At 50.0% G+C, this 1,431-nt stretch carries 1 protein-coding gene and 1 riboswitch; the gene reads left to right on the top strand.

Going from position 1 to position 1,431, the window contains the following annotated elements:
* Nucleotides 1–13 precede the first annotated feature (13 nt).
* A riboswitch (cyclic di-GMP riboswitch) is annotated at nt 14–96 on the top strand.
* A gap of 97 nt (nt 97–193) precedes the next feature.
* Nucleotides 194–1,431: DUF6531 domain-containing protein (locus tag CU633_RS22440; protein ID WP_142383456.1), on the top strand; the 1,238-nt coding region annotated here is incomplete at its 3' end.

Raw genomic sequence — 1,431 nt, forward strand, 5'->3', positions numbered from 1 at the left:
CAACAATATTAACCAATGATAAAGGCAAATCCGACGAAAGTTGGAGACGCAAAGCCACGGGTCTAAAGCAGATGCCATGACAGCCGGGTTACCGAATGGATCAAGGAACGCTTATGTTCAGCTTCTTTTTTTCAAGGTACCCTTCTGCTTTTAGCTGGTGGTGCCTTTTAGGGAAAGGAGCTGTTTTTGCGTTTTGAAGAAAAGGCTATTCTACAAATCTCTTATTTATTTTCTTACTATTCTATTAATCACGAGTTCCATCCTGCCCGGCCTGGCCAACAAGGCAGAGGCCGCCACGCCGGAAGCGTTTTTAAATCCGCTCCTGGAGGACTGGCTGCCGCAGCCGGGCCAGCCGCCCGGATTTTCGTCCGGCTTTTCGGCTTTTTCCAACCAGACAGGCGGCAACGGGACAGGCGCTCCGAGCTTCTTTGGCTCAAACGATTTTGCCGCATTGCCGGAAACACCGCCAATCGAATCCGAGCCTGTCGACCTGCCAAAGGGGAGCTTATCGCTTGTGAAGGATGATTTCATTCTCCCTTCCTATGGATTCCCGATCACGATCCAGCGTTTGTACAAAACGGAACAAAAGGACAGGCTGTCGCCATTCGGCTATGGGTGGGCATTTCCGTATGACCATACGATCCAGATGTTTGCCGATTTTAATATCGCCGAATTCAAACCGGATGGAAGCCAGGTCAACTATACATACCACAAAGACGACGACACATTATTGGTTGATGAATTCGACGGGGATCCGGCGATTTACTATCCCCTCGACCGTGGCCACTACACGACCGATGACAATGAAAAATCGGCTCTGACCCGCGTGTCGAAAGAGGAATACCGCATCACACAGCCGAACGGAACTGTTTACACGTTTAAAGGGTATAAAGCGCCATGGCGTGAAAATGGAGACCCGGCTGCCGGAAAACTGGTTGCTGTCCAGGATACAAAGGGAAACCGGGTCAGCCTCAGCTATGATGCAGAAGGGCGCCTGATTGAAATCAAAAGCCCGGATGGCCGCTCCGTGCATTTTGGATACAGCGGACAGCTGATTACCTCGATGACCGATCCGATCGGCCGCGTCACCCGTTATGATTATCTAAACAATGAACTGAGAACGGTGACGCATCCCAACGGGACGACCGAATCGTTCACGTACGACGGCGCCCATAAATTGTTATCCATCAGCGAATCGCAGTCCGGAACGAAGCAGTTTGCCTACACGGGAGACCGGGTTTCGTCGGTCAGTCATGAAGGCGAGCTTAGTTCCCAGTATGTGTATGAAGAAGGAAAAGTGACCGCATCGGACGCATTGGGCTTTAAAACGACGTATGTTTATAACGCCGATTTTAATATCACCAGCAAAACCGATGCACAAGGAAATGTTTTTCACTACAGCTATGACGGGCAAAAAAGATTGACGAATGT

This window comes from Bacillus sp. V3-13 (assembly GCF_002860165.1).
Classification (GTDB): domain Bacteria; phylum Bacillota; class Bacilli; order Bacillales; family Cytobacillaceae; genus Bacillus_BJ.